We start from the raw sequence: 18,465 nt of genomic DNA on the forward strand, positions 1-18,465 counted from the left end.
CGGGGCAGCATGGGCCGGCAGCACCGGCCCGGGCGGATCAATCCTTGACGATCTGCGGCGAACCCAGGCCCAGACCGGCAATGCGGCCGACAAGTTCCGCGGCACTGGCATGGTCGGTGGCGGGAACGCGCAGGCGGAACAGCGTGCGGCCACCGGCGGCGATGTCGCTGATGGTCGCGCCGACGATGCCAGCGGCGTTGAGCTGGCCCATTGCGCGATTGGCGTTGTCGCGGCTGGAGAAGCTGGCGACCTGCACCATCACCGCACCTACCACCTGCTGCGACAGGCTGGGGGCCGCAGGTGCGGCGGCGGTGCGCACCGGTGCCGGTGCGACGGCACGCGGCGCGGTGCTGGCGGCGGCGACCGTTGCCGGTGCAGTGCTGCGCACCGGCGGTGCACTCGGCGGCAGGCTGCTGACCGCCACGTCCGGCACGGTGCTGGCCACGCCCTGGGTGGTGGCCGGTTGGCCACGTGCCGGCATGCCATCGGCCGGCAGCCCCTTGACCAGGCGATCGATGTCGCTGTCGGCGGTTGCCCGCGCGGTCGGCGCCGGGCGCGCACTGGCCACGGCGGCGGCGGCGGCCGCTTCGGCGGCGCGGCGTTCTCGGCGCGACGGCTTCTGCGCCAGCAGGTTGCTCTCGCCCGGCTGCAGCGCGCGCACTTCCACGTTGCCGGTGCCGCGCTGGGTGATGCCCAGGCGCACGGCGGCGGCATAACTGAGATCAACCACGCGGCCATCGTGGAACGGGCCGCGATCGTTGACGCGCACGATCACCGACTCGCCGTTGTCGAGGTTGGTCACGCGGGCGAAGCTGGGCAGCGGCAGCGTCTTGTGCGCGGCAGTGAACTGGTACATGTCGTAGACCTCGCGGTTGGAGGTCAGGCGGCCATGGAACTTGGCCCCGTAGTACGACGCGGTGCCGCGCTCGACGTAGTTGCGGGTGTCGTCGAGCACTTTGTACGACTTGCCCAGCACCACATACGGCGTCTTGTTGCCGATCGCCGAGCGTTCTTCCGCGGTCACTTCCGGCTCGGGGATGCAGGCCACGTTGGGAATGTAGTCCGGCGTGCTGTCACGCACGCCCGGCTTGTACAGGCCACCGGCGGTGTAGTTGCCGCGGGTGCTCAGGTCTTCCTTGGCCGCTGCGTAGGGCGAGCCTTCCGGGCAGTGTGCCGGGCGCGAGCCGCGCCCCTGCACCAGGGTGCCACCCGACTTGCCACCATGGCCGGCCGTGGCCGGCTTCTTCGGCGCGCTGCTGCAGGCCGCCAGCGCGAGGACGATCAAGCCTGGGACCAGCCATCTGATGTTCATGCCGGGGGCAGCTCCTGTCCGGCGATGGCCTGGGACAGCTGGAACACGGCCATCGCGTACATCTTCGAGAGGTTGTAGCGGGTGATCGCGTAGTAGTTCTGGAAGCCCAGCCAGTACTGCTTGCCGGTGCTGCCTTCAAGCGTGATCGGGGTGGCGGTGGCGCCCGGCTGCACTGCAGCGCTGGGCTGGTAGCCGCGCTGCGCCAGGTCGGCCAGCGACCAGGTCGGCATCCATTCGGTCGGATTGAACTCCTCGCGGCCTGGCGCCAGCGTGGCCGGCACGGCCACCTGGCCACCACGGACCCAGCCGCCCTTCTTCACGAAGTAGTTGGCAATGGACGAGAACACGTCGTCGTAGCTGGTGAACAGGTCGCGACGGCCGTCGCCATTGCCGTCCACTGCGTAATCCAGATAGCTGGACGGCATGAACTGGCCCATGCCCATCGCACCGGCATAGCTGCCCTTGAGCGTGGTGATGTCCAGTTTCTCTTCGCGACCCAGCTCGAACAGTTTGGCCAGCTCATCGCGGAAGAACAGCTCGCGGCGCACTTCGCGTTCCAGCTTGGCCGGGTCGCCGCTGCGCGGGTAATAGAACGCCAGCGTGTACAGCGCATCAAGCACGCGATGGCTGCCGGCATTCTTTCCGTAGCTGGTTTCCACGCCGATGATCGCCACGATCACTTCGGCCGGCACGCCGGTGCGCTGCTGCACGCGATCCAGTTCGGCACGGTGCTGGGCCAGGAACGCGCGTCCGCCATCGATGCGTGCCTTGCTGATGAACATCGGCCGGTATTCGTTCCACGGCTTGACCCGTTCGGCCGGGCGCGACATCGCGGCGATGATCGGCTGGCGCACCTGCGCCTGGTCGAGCACGCTGCTGATCTGCTCCGGCTTCAGGCCATAGCGCTTGGCGGTATCGGCAATGAAGCGGGCCCGTGCAACCTCGAACGGTACCGGGGTGAGATCGACCGGCGGCGCGGTGGCAGCGGCGGCTTCGGGCGCGGCCTCGGCCGGGCCATGGGCCTTGGCGGCGGGTTGGCGCGGCGTACTGCTGGCCTGGGGCGAAGACGGTGGGGACTTCGGCTGGGTCGCGCAGGCGACCAGGCCGAGGGTGAGCATGCAGGCCAGAGTGCGTCGAATCATCGTCGCAGGTTAGCAGGTCATGGATGAATTAAAACCCCTAACACCATGAATCACAACGATTTGCCCGCGTTCAGCGGGAAATGTGAAGACGTCGTGACCAGGCTTGCCCATTCAGATAGAGGTTGCCGGTTGCGTCCCCATCCCCGCAGACGCAACCGGCGACCGGATCCGGTCGGTACCTGCGCGGCTGCCGCTCCCCAGTGGCAGTTCCCCGCGCTCCTTGTACCCGTTGGATCAGTACTGCTCCCGCCCGACGCCCCCTGGCGCTGCATCGATTGACGGCGCGCCGTGCCGAACGGGCCGCCATTGTGCAGGCCGATTACGACAAGTCCATTGATCAAGATCAACGCGCTGTAAAAGTGTGAACCAGCTAACATTTTTTCTGGGAATTGGTCAGAGCGCGTGCTGCTGCGCGATGTTGTGAGAACGATTCCACAACAGGCATTGCGCAGAGTCAGGAAGTTTCCAGCCAACGGCGCAGCCCCTCGCGGGTGGTGTCTGGGTGGTCGCGGAAAGCCGGATTGCTGAGGGCTGGCCGGGTGGGTGGGCAGTGCGGGGACGCCGTGAACCCATCCATGGGGGCTTGGCCGCGGCATCCATGCCGCGGACACCCCGCACTGCCCCCCCACCCGGCCGCTGACAGTTTTCGGCGCGTTCACCCACGGAGAAGAAAAGAGAAGATCAAAAGCAAAAGCAGCTTGGCGGGTCGCTTCATTGCCTTGTGTGGAGCCGAGCCATGCTCGGCTCACGAGCAAGCCCAGCGCCGCGACCCGCTTTTGATTTTCTCTTTCTTCTCCGTGGGTAGACGCGCACGGAACCTGTCCGTGGCCGGGTAGATGGGCTGCGCAGGGGCGTGAGCCGCATGGATGCGGCGACCGAGCTTACATGGACGTACTTGCAGCGTCCCCTGCGCAGCCCATCTACCCGGCCCCACCCATGAACTGCTTTGCGCGACCACCCACGAGGGGCTGCGCCGTTGGCTGGAAACGCTATCCCCCGTGCACGGGCCGGTGCCCGCGTACCGCCATCACCAACCCGATGCCAGCCAACAGCGACACCGCCGAGGTCCCGCCGTAACTGATCAGCGGCATCGGAATGCCCACCACCGGCAGCAGGCCGGAAATCATTCCACCGTTCACCAGCACGTAGACGAAGAACGCCAGCCCCAGGCTGCCGGCCAGCAACCGCGCATGCGTATCGCGCGCGTGCACGGCTATCCACAGGCAGCGCCCCACCACGAACAGGTACAGCGCAAACAGCGTCGCCACGCCGATCCAGCCGAACTCTTCGGCCAACACAGAAAACGCGAAGTCGGTGGTGTACTCGGGCAGGAAATCCAGCGTGGCCTGTGTGCCCTGCCCCCAGCCGCGTCCCTGCCAGCCCCCGGAGCCGATCGCGATGCGCGATTGCAGGATGTTCCAACCGGTGCCAAGCGGGTCCGCCGCCGGGTCGAGGAAGGTCAGTACGCGATCCTTCTGGTACTGACGCAACAGACCGAACCACGCCAGCGGTGCGGCCACCGCCAGCCCCGTCGCACCCGTTGCCACCCAGCCCCAGTGCAGGCCGGCCAGCAGCAACGCGAACACGCCGCTGGCGGTGACCAGGGTGGCCGTGCCGAGGTTGGGCTGCATCAGGATCAATACCGCCGGCACCCCGATCAGCACTGCGGCGGTCAGTACCGTGCGCGGCGACGGCGGCAACGGCTGCCGGTGCAGGTACCAGGCCATCATCATCGGCAGGCTGAGCTTGAGCAGCTCGGACGGCTGCAGGTAGAACACGCCGAGGTTGAGCCAGCGCTGCCCGTACTTGCCGGTGCCGATGACGTACACCGCCATCAGCGGCAGCATCGACAACGCATACAACGCCGGTGTCCACGCGCGCAGGCGCAGCAGCGAAACGCGCGACAGCAGCCACATGGCCAGCAGCCCACCGGCAAAGCGCGCCGCCTGCCCGGTCACTGGCCCGGACACGCTGTGCAGCACCGCAAGGCCCGCGCCCATCAGGATCAACAATGCGACCAGCAACGGCAGGTCGATCGTGCGCACTACCTCACGGCAGCCGCCAAGCAGTCGTTTCCATTCCACGCGCAGCACGGTAACAACGGGCGCTTGCGTGAAGCTGTCAGGGTGCTTCTGCTCTCCGTAGCCGAGCTCTGGGGTCAGATCCCTTTTTCCTGTGGAAAAGGGATCTGACCCCGACGCCGGACTCAACCGTAGCCGCCGTGCACCGGATTGTGGCTGCGCACTGCCATCACCAGGCCGAAACCGGCCAGCAGCGACACCGCCGAGGTACCGCCGTAGCTGATCAGCGGCATCGGCACGCCCACCACCGGCAGCAGGCCGGAAATCATCCCGCCATTCACCAGCACATAGACGAAGAACGCCAGGCCGGTGGCACCGGCCAGCAGGCGCGAATAGGAATCGCGCGACTGGCTGGCGATCCACAGGCAACGCCCGATCACCACCAGGTACAGCGCCAGCACGGTGGCCACGCCGATCCAGCCGAACTCCTCGCTCAGCACCGAGAACGCGAAGTCGGTGGTCTGCTCGGGAATGAAGTTCAGGTGCGACTGCGAGCCCTCGCCCCAGCCCTTGCCGTCGAAGCCACCGGAACCGATCGCGATCTTCGACTGGATGATGTTCCAGCCGGCACCCAGCGCATCCATCTCCGGGTCGAGGAACATCATGATGCGGTCCTTCTGGTAGGGCCGCAGCAACCAGAACCAGGCCACCGGCGCGACCGCGGCCACGCCGCCTACGCCCAGGCCCACCCACCACCACGGCAGGCCCGCCAGCAGCAGTACGAACACACCGCTGGCGGCAATCAGCACGCCGGTACCGAAGTCCGGCTGCAGCATCACCAGGCCGGTGGGCACGCCGATGATGACCAGCGCGGTCAGCACGGTGCTGAAGCGCGGCGGCAGCGGCATCTTGTGCAGGTACCACGCCACCATCATCGGCAGGCTGACCTTCAGCAGTTCGGCCGGCTGCAGGTAGAAGAACTTCAGGTCCAGCCACTGCCGGCCATATTTACCGGTGCCCAGCACGAACACCGCCAGCAACGGGATCATCGAGATCGCGTAGATCATCGGCGTGGCCGAGCGGATGCGCAGGATCGGCACCCGCGAGATGCCCCACAGTGCGGCCATGCCCACCGCGAAACGCGCGCCCTGCGCCATCACCAGGCTGTCGCCACCGGCACTCTTCAAGGTCGCCAGGCCGATCAGCATCAGCGCGCCCAGGGCCAGGCACAGCACCCAGTCCAGCGTACTGAAGAAGCGGCGCAGCATGTCGCCGGCCCAGCGCAGGAACACTCTCATCGTGCGGGCTCCGCGGGGGTCGGGCGCGGCGTGGCAGGCAGCGCGGCAGCGACCGGCGTACCCGGCTGCGGTGCGGGTACAGGTTCCGGCGCAGGCACCCCGACCAGCACCGGATGTTCACCCAGCTGCGCCGCGGCGAGGTCGCCAGCCTGGCGCGCGCCGGCGTCTTCGTTGTCGAACGCGGTGGCGCCGATGGCAGTGGTGCCGCGCTCGCTGTCCAGTGGCTGCATGCCTTCGGGCATCTTGCCCAGCAGGTAGGCGTCGAACACCTTGCGGGCGATCGGCGCGGCGGCCGAACCACCGTAGCCGCCGCCTTCCACGGCCACCGCGATCGCGATCACCGGGTTGTCCGCCGGCGCAAAGCCGACGAACAGCGCGCGGTGGCGCAGATGCATCGGCAGGCTCTTCGGATTCACGGCGGCGGTGCCCTTGCGGCTGATGACCTGCGCGGTACCGGTCTTGCCGGCCATCACGTACGGCGCACCGACGGCCACGCGCCAGCCACTGCCACCGGGCCGCATGGTCGCCATCATGCCCTCGCGCACGGCCTGCAGGTTGTTGGGGTTGGGGCTGACCGGCTTGGTCTCGCCGGGCGACATCGCCGCCCAGTCACTGTCGAAACCCTCGCGCTGCTGGATCACCAGATGCGGGGTACGCAGCTGGCCGTCAGCCAGTGCGCTGACGCCGCGCGCCAGCTGCAGCGGGGTGACCTTCCAGTCGCCCTGGCCGATGCTGATGTTGACCGTATCGCCGGGGTACCAGGCTTCCTTGCGGCTCTTCCGCTTGTAGGCGGGCGACGGCAGGATGCCGCCGATCTCGCCGGTGAGGTCGATGCCGGTCGGCTGGCCGAAGCCGTAGTACTCCATGTAATGGTCGAAGCGCTCGATGCCCAGGTCCAGCGCCAGCTTGTAGTAATAAGTGTTGACCGATTCGGCGATGGACTTGCGCAGGTCGGTCCAGCCGTGGCCGCCACGGTGGGCGTCACCCCAGCCGCGCGAGGTGCCCGGCAGATAGAACATGCCGGTGGACAGCACCTTGTCTTCCGGGCGACGCACGCCGGAGTCCAGGCCGGCCAGGCCGATCAGCGGCTTCAGCGTGGAACCGGGGGCGACGCCGCCGAGCACCAGGCGGTTGAACTGCGGCCGCGACGGGTTTTCGTTCAGCGCCTTGAAGTCGGCATGGGAAATGCCGTTGACGAACAGGTTGGGGTCGTAGGACGGCAGGCTGACCATCGCCAACACTTCGCCGGAACGCGGGTCCATCGCCACCGCCGAGCCTTCCTGGTCACCGAAGGCGGCCACCATGGCACGCTGCAGGTCGGCGTCGATCGACAGCCGCAGATCGGCACCGGACTGCGCGGCAACGCGGCCGATGGTACGGATCGCGCGGCCCTGCACGTTGGTCTCGACCTGCTCGTAGCCAACCTTTCCGCGCAGCTGCTGCTCGTAATAGCGCTCCAGGCCGGACTTGCCGATGTGGGTCAACGCGGCATTGCCTTCGCCGAGGATCTCCAGGTCCCGGTCATCGACGCGGCCGACATAGCCGATGATGTGCGCGAACAGGTCGCCGTAGGGGTAGCGCCGGGTCAGGTAGGGCTCGAGCTCGACACCGGGGAAGCGCCAGCGGTCGACGGCAAAGCGCGCCATCTCCTCGTCGTTCATGCGCAGCTTGAGGGTGACCGGCAGGAACTTGCGGCGTGCCTTGCGCGACTTGTTGAACGCTTCCAGCTCTTCCGGGCTGATGTTGATGATCTTCGCCAGCCCTTCCAGGGTGGCGTCCATGTCCTTGACCTTGTCCGGGGTCACGTCCAGGCGGAAGGCCGGCACGTTCTCGGCCAACAGGCGGCCATTGCGGTCGTAGATCATGCCGCGCCCGGGCACCACCGGCCGCGGCTTGATGCGGTTGGCTTCCGAGCGCGTGGCGTAGACGTCGTGGTCCAGCACCTGCAGCTTGAAGTACCAGCCGCCCAGGCCCAGCAGGCAGACCAGCACGCCCAGGAAGCCCAGCGCCGCACGGCGGCGGAACTGTTCGGCTTCGGCGTGCGGGTTCTTGACCTGGCGGCGCGGGATCATGGCTCAGCGCCCGCGCTTGCCGAAGCGCACCGCGTCCAGCAGCACGAACACCAGCGGCCACAAACCCATGCCCAGCAATGGCGCCCACCAGTACGACCAGGGCAGCGTCGGCTCATCCACCACGATGTGGACCAGCGCGCTGACGATGCGGTCGTTGAACAGCAGGCCGCCAATGGCCAGCATCTGCTGCGACATCGGGAAGAAGCGGATGCGGGCGCGGAAGCGCTGCAGGATGAAGGCCAGCATCACCAGCCGCAGCGCCTGTTCGCCCAGCACGCCGCCGTACAGCAGGTCGGCGACCACGCCGCTGGCGAAGGCAATGCCCAGACCGACGCGCTCGGGGGCTTCGATGACCCAGTATGCCAGCACCAGCGCCAGCCAATACGGGCGCAGCGGCTGCAGCAGCGCCGGCAACGGCAGCAGGCCCAACAGCAGCGCCACCACCAGGCTGGCCGGCAGCACCCACGGGTTGTCGCGCAGGCGGCTCATCGCTGGGCCTCGGGCGTGGCCGGCTGCCGGCCAGCGGCCGGCACTACCGTGGACCCGGCTGGGGGAGAGCCCCCCTCTTGTTGAGGGGGACGCGCCGAAGGCGCGGGGGTAAGGGAGGATGCGGGGGCAACCGGCTTCGTCGAAGACGGAGCCGGTTGCCGGCCAGCGGCCGGCACTACCGTAGCGCCGGCTGGGGTGGAGCCCCCTTGTTGTTCAAGGGGGCGCGCCAACGGCGCGGGGTTAAGGGAGGGTGCGCGGGCCGGTTGCACCGAAGGTGCAGTCGGCAGCAATTCGCTGGCCGCAGGCAAGCGAATTGCTGCGCCCGGGCGCAGCAGCAGCACGTCACGGCCGCGGTCGAGCTGGGCCGCCGGCTTCAGTTCGCCAACCAGGAACGCATGGGTGTCGTCCGGGCGCAGGCCAGTGATGGTGCCGACCGGGAAGCCGGCCGGGAAACGCCCGCCGAGGCCGGAGGTGACGATCTCATCGCCCACTTCCACGCCGGCACTGAGCGGAATGTCGCGCAGCTCCAGCTTGTCGCCGCGGCCGTAGACGATCAGGCGCACGCCGTTGCGGGCCACGGTAACGGGCACCGCGTGGTCGGGGTCGGTCAGCAGCAGCACGGTGGAAGTGCCGCCGGTGACACTGATCACCTGCCCCATCAAGCCGCCGGCATCGATCACGGCCTGGCCGACGTGCACGCCTTCGCGGGCGCCGGCGTCGAGCACCAGGCGTTGCTTCACCGGGTCCAGGTCGATGTCCAGGATCGGCGCCAGCTGAACGTCCAGGCCACTGCGTTCGGCCACGTTCAGCAGTTCGCGCAGCTGGGCATTGTCCAGCGCGGCGGTCTGCAGGCGGGTCAGGCGCGCGTTGGCCAGCAGCAGCTGGTTGCGCAGTTCGCGGTTCTCGGTCACCAGCTGGGTATGGCTGGCGGCGGAATCCTTGACCTGGTTGCCGAGCTTGCCGGGCAGGCCGGCCAGCGCCCACACGGGCTGCACCAGGCTGTTGGCCTGCTCGCGCAGGCGCGCCAGCCAGCCGGCCTGGTCGTCGAGCACGATCAGGGTGATGGCCAATGCGAGATAGGCCAGCAACCTGAGGGGGCTGGCGGCATCACCGGATCGGGAGGCAACGGGAGGACCGGCGTAGGGCGGCACGGCAACGATTCAACTGGCAGAAGGCGGAAGGGAAACACGCGGACGCCCCGCCGGTGCCGGCCCGCCATCACGGCGGGCCGCACCCCGGAAGGGCGCGGCGGGCAGGAACGGCCGGGACGGCTTATTCCGGCGCAAAGAACTCGTTGCCGTGCATGTCCACCAGCTCCAGCGCACGACCGCCACCGCGGGCCACGCAGGTCAGCGGATCGTCGGCCACCTGCACGTGCAGGCCGGTTTCCTCGGAGATGAGGCGGTCCAGGTCGCGCAGCAGGGCGCCACCACCGGTCAGCACGATGCCGCGCTCGGCGACGTCGGCGCACAGTTCCGGCGGGGTCTGCTCCAGCGCCAGCTTGACCGCACTGACGATGCCCGACAGCGGCTCGTGCAGGGCCTCGAGCACCTCGTTGGAGCTGATCTTGATCATCTTCGGCACGCCCTCGGCGAGGTTGCGGCCGGAGATTTCCATCTCGATCACTTCCGCCTGCGGGTAGGCGCAGCCCAGCTCGACCTTGATGCGCTCCGCAGTGGCTTCACCGATCAGCATGCCGTGGTTGCGGCGCACGTAGTTGGTGATGGACTCGTCGAAGCGGTCACCGCCGATGCGGACCGAGGCCGAATAGACGATGCCGTTGAGCGAGATCACCGCCACTTCGGTGGTGCCGCCGCCGATGTCGATGACCATCGAGCCACGGGCTTCGGTGACCGGCATGCCGGCGCCGATCGCGGCAGCCATCGGTTCTTCGATCAGGAACACGTCACGGGCACCGGCTTCCTCGGCCGATTCCTTGATCGCGCGGCGCTCGACCTGGGTCGAGCCGGCCGGCACGCAGACCAGCACGCGCGGGCTCGGGCGCAGCACGCGCGACTTGTGCACCTTCTTGATGAAGTGCTTGAGCATCGCCTCGGTGTAGGTGAAGTCGGCGATGACGCCGTCCTTCATCGGGCGGATGGTGGTGATGTGGCCCGGGGTACGGCCCAGCATCTGCTTGGCTTCGGCGCCCACGGCTGCCACCGAGCGGGTGCCACCGATGGCACGGTCCTGGCGCACGGCAACGACCGACGGCTCGTTCAGCACGATCCCCTGCCCGCGCACGTAGATGAGGGTGTTGGCCGTGCCCAGGTCGATGGACAGGTCGTTGGAGAACATGCCACGGAGTTTCTTGAACATCTGAGGAAGGAGTCCTGAGGGGTGTCGTGCCCGCCGCGGGATGGCGAAAAAATGGGCAGAATTCGAGGCCGACAAGCCTAGCAACCCGCCTGCCGCCGAGCAAGGAAAAAACTAGCTGAACCCGCGTCTTCACAGGCTTTCGGCCTGATCGGGTCTCACCCGGTTCTGGCCCTGAGCGGCACCAGCGGGTAACCTTTGCGCCGTCGGGCGCCCAAGGGCGCCGTTTGCTTGCCCGCTGAACCGGGCCGGCCCACCCCAAAATTCACCGCATAGGCTTACATCGATGTCCGCTCTGATCTGTGGTTCTCTTGCCTTCGACACCATCATGGTGTTCCCGGACCAGTTCAAGAATCACATCCTGCCGGACAAGGTGCACATCCTGAACGTGTCCTTCCTGGTGCCGCGCATGCGCCGCGAGTTCGGCGGCTGCGCCGGCAACATCGCCTATAACCTGCACCTGCTGGGCGGCCAGCCGATCCCGATGGGCACCGTGGGTTCGGACTTCGGCCCCTACCGCGAATACTTCGACGGCCTGGGCATCGACCTGTCGCGCGTGCGCGTGATCGATGAGCTGTTCACCCCGCAGGCGTTCATCACCACCGATCACGACAACAACCAGATCACCGCCTTCCACCCGGGCGCGATGATGCGTTCCTACGAGAACCACGTGCGTGGCGTGCCGGGCGTGACCCTGGGCCTGGTCGGCCCGGACGGCCGCGAAGGCATGATCCAGAACGCACAGGAATTCCACGAAGACGGCATCCCGTTCATCTTCGACCCGGGCCAGGCCATGCCGCTGTTCAACGGCCCGGAGCTACGCGCCTTCATCGAGCAGGCCGACTACGTGGTGGTCAACGACTACGAGTCGAACCTGCTGCAGGAACGCACCGGCTGGGACGAGAAGGAGATCGTCAGCCGGGTCAAGGCCTACATCACCACCCGCGGCCCGAAGGGCGCGGTCATCCACACCCCGGAAAAGAGCTACGACATCCCGCCGGCGCACGAGCGCCGCGTGGTCGACCCGACCGGCTGTGGCGACGCCTTCCGCGCCGGCCTGATCTACGGCATCCAGAAGGGCTACGACTGGCTGACCATCGGCCGCATGGGCAACCTGATGGGCGCACTGAAGGTTGAGCACCCGGGCACCCAGAACCAGCGCTTCACCTTCGATGAGTTCAACGAGCAGTTCAAGCAGCAGTTCGGTTACGCGCTGGGCGCGTAAGCCGAACTGCCCGCGCATCTGCTCGGTGGGTGTCGACCTTGGTCGACACGCTTTTCTCTGGTAGGTGTCGACCCTGGTCGACACTGCCGGCCAACGGCCGGCACTACCCCTTCTGCTGCCAGGCCGCCAACAGCGCGCGGCAATCGGCGAAATGCCAGTCGGCACGGCCCGGCCACGGATTTTCCGGCAGGTTGACCAGCACGGTATGGGCGCCCGCGGCGCGACCGCACTCCAGGTCGTAGGCGTGGTCACCGACCATCACCGCCTGCGCAGGCGCGATACCCCAACGCCGCAGGTGCTGCTGCAGGCCATCCGGCGAGGGTTTGGGCACCGCTTCATCACGACCGACGATATCGGCGTCGTCGAACAACGCCCCGATCCCGATCGCCTCCAGCGTCAGCTTCGCCAGCGCATGATCATTGCGGGTCAGGATGCCCAGCCGGCAGCCCGCCGCCGACAGCGCACGCAGCAGCTTCACCGCACCCGGTGCCGGCAGCGCGTCCTCGGCCAGCGCGCGCTCATGATCCAGCAGCCACTCGCGCTTGGCCTGCGCCGGCGCGTCCGGCAGCGCCGCGATATGGTCGAGGATGTCTTCCTCGGCGGCGATCTCCAGTGCGCGGCGGATCGCGGCGAAATCATGCACGGCGACGGTCAGCGTGCCATCCATGTCGAACACCCAGTGCCGGATCGCGGACAACGCGTGCACTGCGCTGCCCGCCGCAACCATCACTGCCACCACTGCGGCATGCGGCTGGCGTCGACGCCACCGGTTTCAAACACAGCGGTGCGGGTACCACCGGCCTTGACCGGGAACTCGATGCTGATCGACTTGCCCTTGCGCGCCAGCTTCCACAGCGCTTTCTGATCGGTGATGAACAGGGCGATGGCTTCATCGGTCTTCGGGCGCCACGCGGCCATCGACACCGGCTTGCCGTCGTCCACGGTTACTTTCACCGTGCACTGCGGGCAACGGAAATCGCCGGCCTGCAGCACCAGGTAGGCATGCCGCTTCCACTCCGGATGATCGCGGAACACCAGCTGCACCGGCTTGGCGCCGCTGCCATCCACGTCCACCCGTTCCTTGCTGTAGATCTGCGCCGAAACCTGGTTGCCCTTGTTGCCCACCGGGATCTGGTTGTACTGCCACAGCGCCTGCATGCGGCGCAGGTCGCGCGCGGCATCGCCCTTGGCCTTGACCTCGTCGAAGCCTGCGGCGATGCGCTCGGCGGCAGCGGTGTCCTTGTACTGGTCCAGCAGCGAGGCGCCATGCAGGCGCGCGCGTTCCCAGTCCTGCGCGGCCACGGCCATGTCGTACTGCTTGGCCACGTCTTCGGCCTTGGCCTCCTTCTGCGCCTGCACGGCGGCCGCGGCGGCTTCCTGCGCCTTGCGCTCTTCCTCGGGGTTGCTGCAGGCAGCCAGGGCCAGCGTGCAGGCGGTGAGCAGGATCAGTCGTTTCATGGCGGAGGTCCTATGCGAGTGCATCCCGATTCTATCGGCAGCGAAAAGCGGATACACCAACGGCGGGTTTCCCCGCCGTTGGTGGTGAAGCAATGACCGGTTGCCGGCCAGCGGCCGGCACTACCGCTTACTTGGCTTCAGCCTTGGCCAGCATGTCCTGGACCGAGGCGGTGGTGATCGGGTGGTAGCCCGGCTTGGCCTTTTCGAAGGCCTGCTTGGCCAGCTCCAGCCCCTTCGGGGTCTTCACCAGTTCGGCGTAGATCGGCATGATCAGCTTGCGACGGCCGACGCGTTCGATGAACGCGGCTGCGCCTTCATTGGCCTGCTCGTAGCCGCTGCGAATCGCCAGCGGGTACCAGCGCATGGCGATCTCGCCATTCGGGGTGCCGGTGAAGTGGAAGGCCTTGTCCAGCGTGGCCAGCTTGTCCAGCGGCTGGGTCGCGCCCAGGCCGTCGATGAAGCGCACCCATTCCTGCGTGCTCCAGTCGGCGATGACCTGGCTGCTCGGCACGGTGCCGGCGCTGGCAAAGGCAATGCGCGCGGTATCGACGCTGCTGAAATTGCGCGACTGCGCCTTGGCCGCGAATGCCGGAATACCCGGCTCGTCCAGCCACGCCTTCAGTTCGGCCTCGGTCACTGCCGACGGATTCTTCGGCAGCAGGTTCTTCTTCATGTACTCGACGAACTGGTCGGTGTTCGCGCTCTGGAAGGCGTGATCATCGAACCAGCCACGCAGGAACGGATCGAAGGTCTCGCGGCCGAAGCGCTGCTCCAGGAATTCCAGGAACCACGAACCCTTGACGTAGGCGACCTGGCTGAGGGCTTCGTCGGGGTCACGCTCGTTCAGCGGCGGCAGCGCCAGCGCCTGGTCGGCCGGGCTCATGTCCTTCACTTCGGCCAGCAGGTCGGTCTGGTCGATCTGCTTCTCCATCTCGGCCATTTCCTTGCCGTACAGAGCTTCGGTGATGCGGCCCTGGACGTAGGTGGTGAAGCCTTCATTGAGCCAGATGTCCTTCCAGCTGGCGTTGGTCACCAGGTTGCCCGACCAGCTGTGCGCCAGTTCGTGGGCGACCAGCGAGACCAGCGACTTGTCGCCGACGATCACGGTCGGAGTGGCGAACGTCAGGCGCGGGTTCTCCATGCCGCCGAACGGGAACGACGGCGGCAGCACCAGCATGTCGTAACGGCCCCAGCGGTATTCGCCGTACAGCTTCTCGGCGGCACCGATCATCTTCTCGGTGTCTTCGAATTCCTTGGCCGCCTTGTTGACCATGGTCGGCTCGGCCCAGACGCCGGAGCGGCCGGAGATCGGCTCGAACACCAGGTCACCGGCGGCGATGGCCAGCAGGTAGGACGGAATCGGCTGCGGCATCTTGAAGGTGTAGTCACCGTCACGCGCGGCCTTCGGATCGTTGTCGGCGCTCATCAGCACCATCACGTCCGGGCGCGAGACCACGTGCGCGCTGTAGGTGAAGCGCACGCTCGGGGTGTCCTGCAGCGGCACCCAGGAACGGGCGTGGATGGCCTGCGACTGGCTGAACATGAAGGGCAGCTTCTTGCCTTCGGTCATCGACGGCGCCAGCCACTGCAGGCCCGAGGCAGTCGGTGCGGTGTGGTAGGTCACTTCCACCTTGGCCGGCTGGGCCGGGGCCTCGATGGTCAGCTTGCTGCCGAACACCTTGTCGACCGGGGCCAGCGCGAACTGCAGCGGGCTGCGCGCGCCATCGGCGGCAACGGCCTCGACCTTGGACACGGTCAGCTCGCGGGTGTCGAGCACCAGCTGCTTGGCGTCCTTCTGCTTCCATTCCAGGGTGTAGGTGGCGGTACCGCCGATCTGCTTCTGGTCGAAGTCCAGCTTCAGGTCCAGCGCGATATCCTTGATGACGACCTTGTCCGGCTCGGCGTACGAGCTTTCGTCGTGGCTGCGGTTCTCGGCGTTCACGGGGGCGGCGGGGGCCTTTTCGGCAGTCGGGGCAGCGGCGGGCGCGGCCGCCTGCTGGGAGCAGCCGGCGGCCAGGGCCACGGCCAGCGGAAGGAGCATCAGCGGATTACGCATGAATCGGGACCGTTACGGGGATCAAACCCCAATGGTACCTCCGTCCGGCCCGGCAGGCGTTGCGCGGTGCGGGGTAATGGCGCGCACAGCCGATCCTGCGCCTCCGGCGCATGCCAACCATGGTTGGCATCCACAGGTAGGTGCCAACCTTGGTTGGCACGGATCTTTCATCGCTCGCAGCAGGCCCGTGCCGACCAAGGTCGGCACCTACCAGAGCGGATGACCGCGGCCGGGGCGTGCCAACCAAGGTTGGCACCCACCAAAGCGGGGCTTACAGCTTGTAGCCGGAGTGGATCGAAACGATGCCGCCGGTCAGGTTCTTGTAGTGGCAGCGCTCGAAGCCGGCCTGCCCCATCATCGCCTTCAGTTCGTCCTGCGGCGGGTGCTTGCGGATGCTCTCGGCCAGGTACTGGTAGCTGTCCGAATCGTTGGCGAACAGCTTGCCCAGCTTGGGCAGGATCTTGAACGAGTGGAAGTCGTAGATCGGCTTGAACCAGTCCGCGGTGACTTCGGAGAACTCCAGCACGCGGGCCTGGCCGCCCACCTTCAGCACGCGGTACATCTCGCGCAGGCCAGCGTCCTTGTCAGTCACGTTGCGCAGGCCGAAGGCGATGGTGACCAGGTCGAAGCTGTTGTCCGGGAACGGCAGGGCTTCGGCATTGCACTGCACGTAGTCCAGGCCGAGCACCAGGCCGCGGTTGGTCAGGCGGTCACGGCCGACCGACAGCATGCCGGCGTTGATATCGCCCAGCACCACCGAGCCCTCGGCGCCAACGCGCTCCTTCAGCAGGGCGGCGATGTCGCCGGTGCCGCCCGCCAGGTCGAGCACGCGGTCGCCCGGCTTCACCTGCGCGGTCGCCACGTAGTAGCGCTTCCACGCCCGGTGCACGCCCAGGCTCATCAGGTCGTTCATCAGGTCGTAGTTGCGCGCGACCGAGGTGAACACCTGGCCGACCAGCTTCTGCTTGTCCTTGGCGGCGACGTCGCGGAACCCGAAATGGGTGGTACCGGCTTTGTAGGGGGATTCGCTCATGGCCCCGATTATCGCACCGCCGGGGGCCAGCGGCACCCCCTGCCCGTATCATGGCGGGCCACGACTTACCGGAGCCCCCGCATGATCACCACGCCCGACTACCAGGCCCTGCTGCAGACCGCCATCGCCGAAGCCCGCCAGGGCCTGGCCGAGGGCGGCGTGCCGATCGGCGCGGCGCTGTACCACAACGACGGCCGCCTGCTCGGCTGCGGCCACAACCGCCGCGTGCAGGAAGGCGACCCCTCCGTGCACGGCGAAACCGACGCCTTCCGCAAGGCCGGCCGCCAGCGCCGCTACCAGGACACCATCATGGTCACCACCCTGGCGCCGTGCTGGTACTGCTCGGGCCTGGTGCGCCAGTTCAACATCGGCACCGTGGTGGTGGGCGAATCGCGCACGTTCCAGGGTGGCATCGACTGGCTGCGCGAGAACGGCGTCAACGTGATCGACCTCGACAACCAGGAATGCGTCGATCTGCTCGGCGATTTCATCGGTCGCCATCCGGACATCTGGAACGAAGACATCGGTGAATGAGCATCGCGCAGCCTGCTGTTGAACCCGCTTAATGAACGCTTCAGTGCCGGCACGCCCTAGTGCCGGCAGCGTTTGCGGCCATTGCCGTGAACCCGTGCACAGTCAGCTGCGCTGCGTGCATACACTGCGGTAACACCCCACCCCGCCGCCGCGCCTAGGGTGGGGTTACCGGGGCCCCTTTCCCCGGCGGAGCCAGCCATGTGCGCGCACGCCGTACGCCCCACGCCCGACCCGATTCTCGATGCCATCCGCGAGCGCCTGCAGCAGCAGTACGCGCTGCACCAGCGTGGCGCACTGTTCTGGACCGCCTACCAGGGCCTGCAGCTGGAACTGGTGCGTGGCCATCCGCTAGACCATGAGCGCCTGTGCAATGCGATGGCCGACATGGCCGAAGACCTCGGCGCGGTCGAGCATGCGCAACTGATAGGCAATCGCAACGCCGGCTCCACGCCGCGCTGACACGGCATGCACCGGCGCATACGCCACACTGCGATGAACCCCCACTCCCTCCACCTCAACCGATTGGATCGACATGCACGCTGAAGTCCCCACCATTCCCCCGGTCATCAACGTCGACGCCGAGCTTGACCATTGGCGCCGCCAGCATGCCGACGGTGCACTGCCGCACAACTCCTTCGGCTCCTACGTGCCGTGGATCAAGTTCGCCTGCGATTCGCTGATCACCCAGCCGCGCGCCAGCAATGCGCAGCGCGACGAGATGTTCCAGACCCAGTACGCCCTGCAGATCATGCCGCGCCTGAGCGAAGCCCAGGCCCGCGAATTCGTCGACCGTTGCTGGCAGCACGTCTACCAGACCAGCCCGGTGCGCCTGCAGGACGCGCCGCGCCTGCGCGCCTGATCCGCCGCGCGGCGGCGGCTCAAGCGCGGCGGCTGCACGGCCCCTGCACGAGCCACTGCCGATCATCCTCGTCACCTGAGTGGGACGACGACGATGAAAGCACGCAACCTGTTCAATACGATCGCCAAGAAGGCTGCGGCCGCCACCGGCTCGCCGTGGACCTTCCTGGCTGCGGTCGCGATCGTGGTGATCTGGGGCATCAGTGGTCCGGTGTTCGGCTTCAACGACACCTGGCAGCTGGTGATCAACACCGGCACCACCATCATCACCTTCCTGATGGTGTTCCTGATCCAGCACACGCAGAACGCGGACACCGCCGCGATGCAGATCAAGCTGGACGAGCTGATCCGGGCGACGGCCGAAGCCAACAACGAACTGTTGGATCTGGAAGAACTGGACGAGGAACGGCTGGAAGAGATCCGACGCGAGTACGAGCAGATGGCGCGCGAAGCCGGCGACGCACTGGCGCGGGTGCGCGCCTGCCATGTGGCGCGGCGCGACGACGAAGCGGTATAGCGGCCCTCCTGAAATGACAATGCCGGCCCGCGGCCGGCATTACCATCGATCTCCAGGTAGGTGCCAACCTTGGTTGGCACAGGGCCAGCCGCCTGCGCTGACGCATCCGTGCCAACCAAGGTTGGCACCTACCA

17 protein-coding genes are annotated in these 18,465 nt (G+C 67.3%); 5 read left to right on the forward strand and 12 right to left on the reverse strand.

Annotated elements, in window-relative coordinates; genetic code table 11:
• Positions 1-37 precede the first annotated feature (37 nt).
• From EGM71_RS17635 to EGM71_RS17670, 8 genes are all read right to left on the reverse strand, one after another.
• Positions 38-1,312: a septal ring lytic transglycosylase RlpA family protein gene (locus EGM71_RS17635; protein WP_188486039.1), complete on the reverse strand. Its 1,275-nt coding sequence runs from the start codon at positions 1,310-1,312 to the stop codon at positions 38-40.
• Entirely contained in the window at positions 1,309-2,454 is a 1,146-nt protein-coding gene (gene mltB / locus EGM71_RS17640) for a lytic murein transglycosylase B (RefSeq protein WP_188486041.1), read from the reverse strand. The genes EGM71_RS17635 and mltB overlap by 4 nt, the downstream gene beginning before the upstream one ends.
• 989 nt (positions 2,455-3,443) lie before the next feature.
• On the reverse strand, positions 3,444-4,538 hold the full coding sequence (gene rodA, locus EGM71_RS17645) for a rod shape-determining protein RodA (protein WP_188486043.1): 1,095 nt from the start codon (positions 4,536-4,538) through the stop codon (positions 3,444-3,446).
• Between the two features lie 122 nt (positions 4,539-4,660).
• Complete coding sequence (gene rodA / locus EGM71_RS17650; RefSeq protein ID WP_188486045.1) at positions 4,661-5,773, reverse strand: rod shape-determining protein RodA; 1,113 nt, start codon at positions 5,771-5,773, stop codon at positions 4,661-4,663.
• Positions 5,770-7,845 carry a penicillin-binding protein 2 gene (mrdA, locus tag EGM71_RS17655; protein ID WP_188486047.1) on the reverse strand — a complete coding sequence of 692 codons (2,076 nt, stop codon included), beginning with the start codon at positions 7,843-7,845 and terminating at the stop codon, positions 5,770-5,772. Before mrdA ends, rodA (EGM71_RS17650) begins: the two co-directional genes overlap by 4 nt.
• 3 nt (positions 7,846-7,848) lie before the next feature.
• Positions 7,849-8,334 carry a rod shape-determining protein MreD gene (mreD, locus tag EGM71_RS17660; RefSeq protein WP_005419400.1) on the reverse strand — a complete coding sequence of 162 codons (486 nt, stop codon included), beginning with the start codon at positions 8,332-8,334 and terminating at the stop codon, positions 7,849-7,851.
• Positions 8,331-9,485, reverse strand: a complete 1,155-nt coding sequence (mreC, locus tag EGM71_RS17665; protein ID WP_188486049.1) for a rod shape-determining protein MreC — start codon at positions 9,483-9,485, stop codon at positions 8,331-8,333. Before mreC ends, mreD begins: the two co-directional genes overlap by 4 nt.
• 121 nt (positions 9,486-9,606) lie before the next feature.
• A complete protein-coding gene (locus tag EGM71_RS17670) occupies positions 9,607-10,653 on the reverse strand; it encodes a rod shape-determining protein (protein WP_005419402.1) in 1,047 nt (348 codons plus the stop codon).
• A gap of 283 nt (positions 10,654-10,936) precedes the next feature.
• Between EGM71_RS17670 and EGM71_RS17675 the strand changes: the two genes are divergently transcribed.
• Complete coding sequence (locus EGM71_RS17675; RefSeq protein WP_014038522.1) at positions 10,937-11,875, forward strand: carbohydrate kinase family protein; 939 nt, start codon at positions 10,937-10,939, stop codon at positions 11,873-11,875.
• Between the two features lie 103 nt (positions 11,876-11,978).
• Here the strand turns inward: EGM71_RS17675 and EGM71_RS17680 are convergent, their stop codons facing one another.
• From EGM71_RS17680 to ubiE, 4 genes are all read right to left on the reverse strand, one after another.
• Positions 11,979-12,602 carry an HAD family hydrolase gene (locus tag EGM71_RS17680; RefSeq protein WP_188486051.1) on the reverse strand — a complete coding sequence of 208 codons (624 nt, stop codon included), beginning with the start codon at positions 12,600-12,602 and terminating at the stop codon, positions 11,979-11,981.
• Positions 12,602-13,333 carry a hypothetical protein gene (locus tag EGM71_RS17685; RefSeq protein ID WP_008265071.1) on the reverse strand — a complete coding sequence of 244 codons (732 nt, stop codon included), beginning with the start codon at positions 13,331-13,333 and terminating at the stop codon, positions 12,602-12,604. Before EGM71_RS17685 ends, EGM71_RS17680 begins: the two co-directional genes overlap by 1 nt.
• 127 nt (positions 13,334-13,460) lie before the next feature.
• The gene (locus EGM71_RS17690) at positions 13,461-15,389 is read right to left on the reverse strand and encodes a M1 family metallopeptidase (protein ID WP_188486053.1); all 1,929 of its coding nucleotides are present in this window, start codon (positions 15,387-15,389) and stop codon (positions 13,461-13,463) included.
• A gap of 271 nt (positions 15,390-15,660) precedes the next feature.
• Positions 15,661-16,422: a bifunctional demethylmenaquinone methyltransferase/2-methoxy-6-polyprenyl-1,4-benzoquinol methylase UbiE gene (gene ubiE, locus EGM71_RS17695; protein ID WP_005411082.1), complete on the reverse strand. Its 762-nt coding sequence runs from the start codon at positions 16,420-16,422 to the stop codon at positions 15,661-15,663.
• An 81-nt stretch (positions 16,423-16,503) separates the two neighbouring features.
• Here ubiE and EGM71_RS17700 point away from each other — a divergent pair, with 81 nt between their 5' ends.
• The 4 genes from EGM71_RS17700 to EGM71_RS17715 all read left to right on the forward strand — a co-directional run bounded on the left by EGM71_RS17700 (position 16,504) and on the right by EGM71_RS17715 (position 18,331).
• The gene (locus EGM71_RS17700; RefSeq protein ID WP_075676219.1) at positions 16,504-16,956 is read left to right on the forward strand and encodes a nucleoside deaminase; all 453 of its coding nucleotides are present in this window, start codon (positions 16,504-16,506) and stop codon (positions 16,954-16,956) included.
• A 198-nt stretch (positions 16,957-17,154) separates the two neighbouring features.
• On the forward strand, positions 17,155-17,415 hold the full coding sequence (locus EGM71_RS17705) for a hypothetical protein (RefSeq protein WP_188486055.1): 261 nt from the start codon (positions 17,155-17,157) through the stop codon (positions 17,413-17,415).
• Positions 17,416-17,488: 73 nt separating this feature from the next.
• The gene (locus tag EGM71_RS17710) at positions 17,489-17,815 is read left to right on the forward strand and encodes a hypothetical protein (RefSeq protein WP_014038526.1); all 327 of its coding nucleotides are present in this window, start codon (positions 17,489-17,491) and stop codon (positions 17,813-17,815) included.
• A gap of 93 nt (positions 17,816-17,908) precedes the next feature.
• Entirely contained in the window at positions 17,909-18,331 is a 423-nt protein-coding gene (locus EGM71_RS17715; RefSeq protein WP_014038527.1) for a low affinity iron permease family protein, read from the forward strand.
• Positions 18,332-18,465: the final 134 nt, after the last annotated feature.

The organism is Stenotrophomonas maltophilia (genome assembly GCF_006970445.1).
In the GTDB taxonomy this organism is placed as follows: domain Bacteria; phylum Pseudomonadota; class Gammaproteobacteria; order Xanthomonadales; family Xanthomonadaceae; genus Stenotrophomonas; species Stenotrophomonas maltophilia_AU.

Bases quoted from the DNA above. Each gene is read 5' to 3' on its own strand.
- EGM71_RS17685 (WP_008265071.1), bottom strand. From the start codon at position 13,333: ATGAAACGACTGATCCTGCTCACCGCCTGCACGCTGGCCCTGGCTGCC.
- EGM71_RS17715 (WP_014038527.1), top strand. From the start codon at position 17,909: ATGAAAGCACGCAACCTGTTCAATACGATCGCCAAGAAGGCTGCGGCC.
- ubiE (WP_005411082.1), bottom strand. From the start codon at position 16,422: ATGAGCGAATCCCCCTACAAAGCCGGTACCACCCATTTCGGGTTCCGC.
- EGM71_RS17705 (WP_188486055.1), top strand. From the start codon at position 17,155: ATGTGCGCGCACGCCGTACGCCCCACGCCCGACCCGATTCTCGATGCC.
- EGM71_RS17670 (WP_005419402.1), bottom strand. From the start codon at position 10,653: ATGTTCAAGAAACTCCGTGGCATGTTCTCCAACGACCTGTCCATCGAC.
- EGM71_RS17635 (WP_188486039.1), bottom strand. From the start codon at position 1,312: ATGAACATCAGATGGCTGGTCCCAGGCTTGATCGTCCTCGCGCTGGCG.
- EGM71_RS17700 (WP_075676219.1), top strand. From the start codon at position 16,504: ATGATCACCACGCCCGACTACCAGGCCCTGCTGCAGACCGCCATCGCC.
- EGM71_RS17690 (WP_188486053.1), bottom strand. From the start codon at position 15,389: ATGCGTAATCCGCTGATGCTCCTTCCGCTGGCCGTGGCCCTGGCCGCC.
- mrdA (WP_188486047.1), bottom strand. From the start codon at position 7,845: ATGATCCCGCGCCGCCAGGTCAAGAACCCGCACGCCGAAGCCGAACAG.
- mltB (WP_188486041.1), bottom strand. From the start codon at position 2,454: ATGATTCGACGCACTCTGGCCTGCATGCTCACCCTCGGCCTGGTCGCC.
- mreD (WP_005419400.1), bottom strand. From the start codon at position 8,334: ATGAGCCGCCTGCGCGACAACCCGTGGGTGCTGCCGGCCAGCCTGGTG.
- EGM71_RS17675 (WP_014038522.1), top strand. From the start codon at position 10,937: ATGTCCGCTCTGATCTGTGGTTCTCTTGCCTTCGACACCATCATGGTG.
- EGM71_RS17680 (WP_188486051.1), bottom strand. From the start codon at position 12,602: ATGGTTGCGGCGGGCAGCGCAGTGCACGCGTTGTCCGCGATCCGGCAC.
- EGM71_RS17710 (WP_014038526.1), top strand. From the start codon at position 17,489: ATGCACGCTGAAGTCCCCACCATTCCCCCGGTCATCAACGTCGACGCC.
- rodA (WP_188486045.1), bottom strand. From the start codon at position 5,773: ATGAGAGTGTTCCTGCGCTGGGCCGGCGACATGCTGCGCCGCTTCTTC.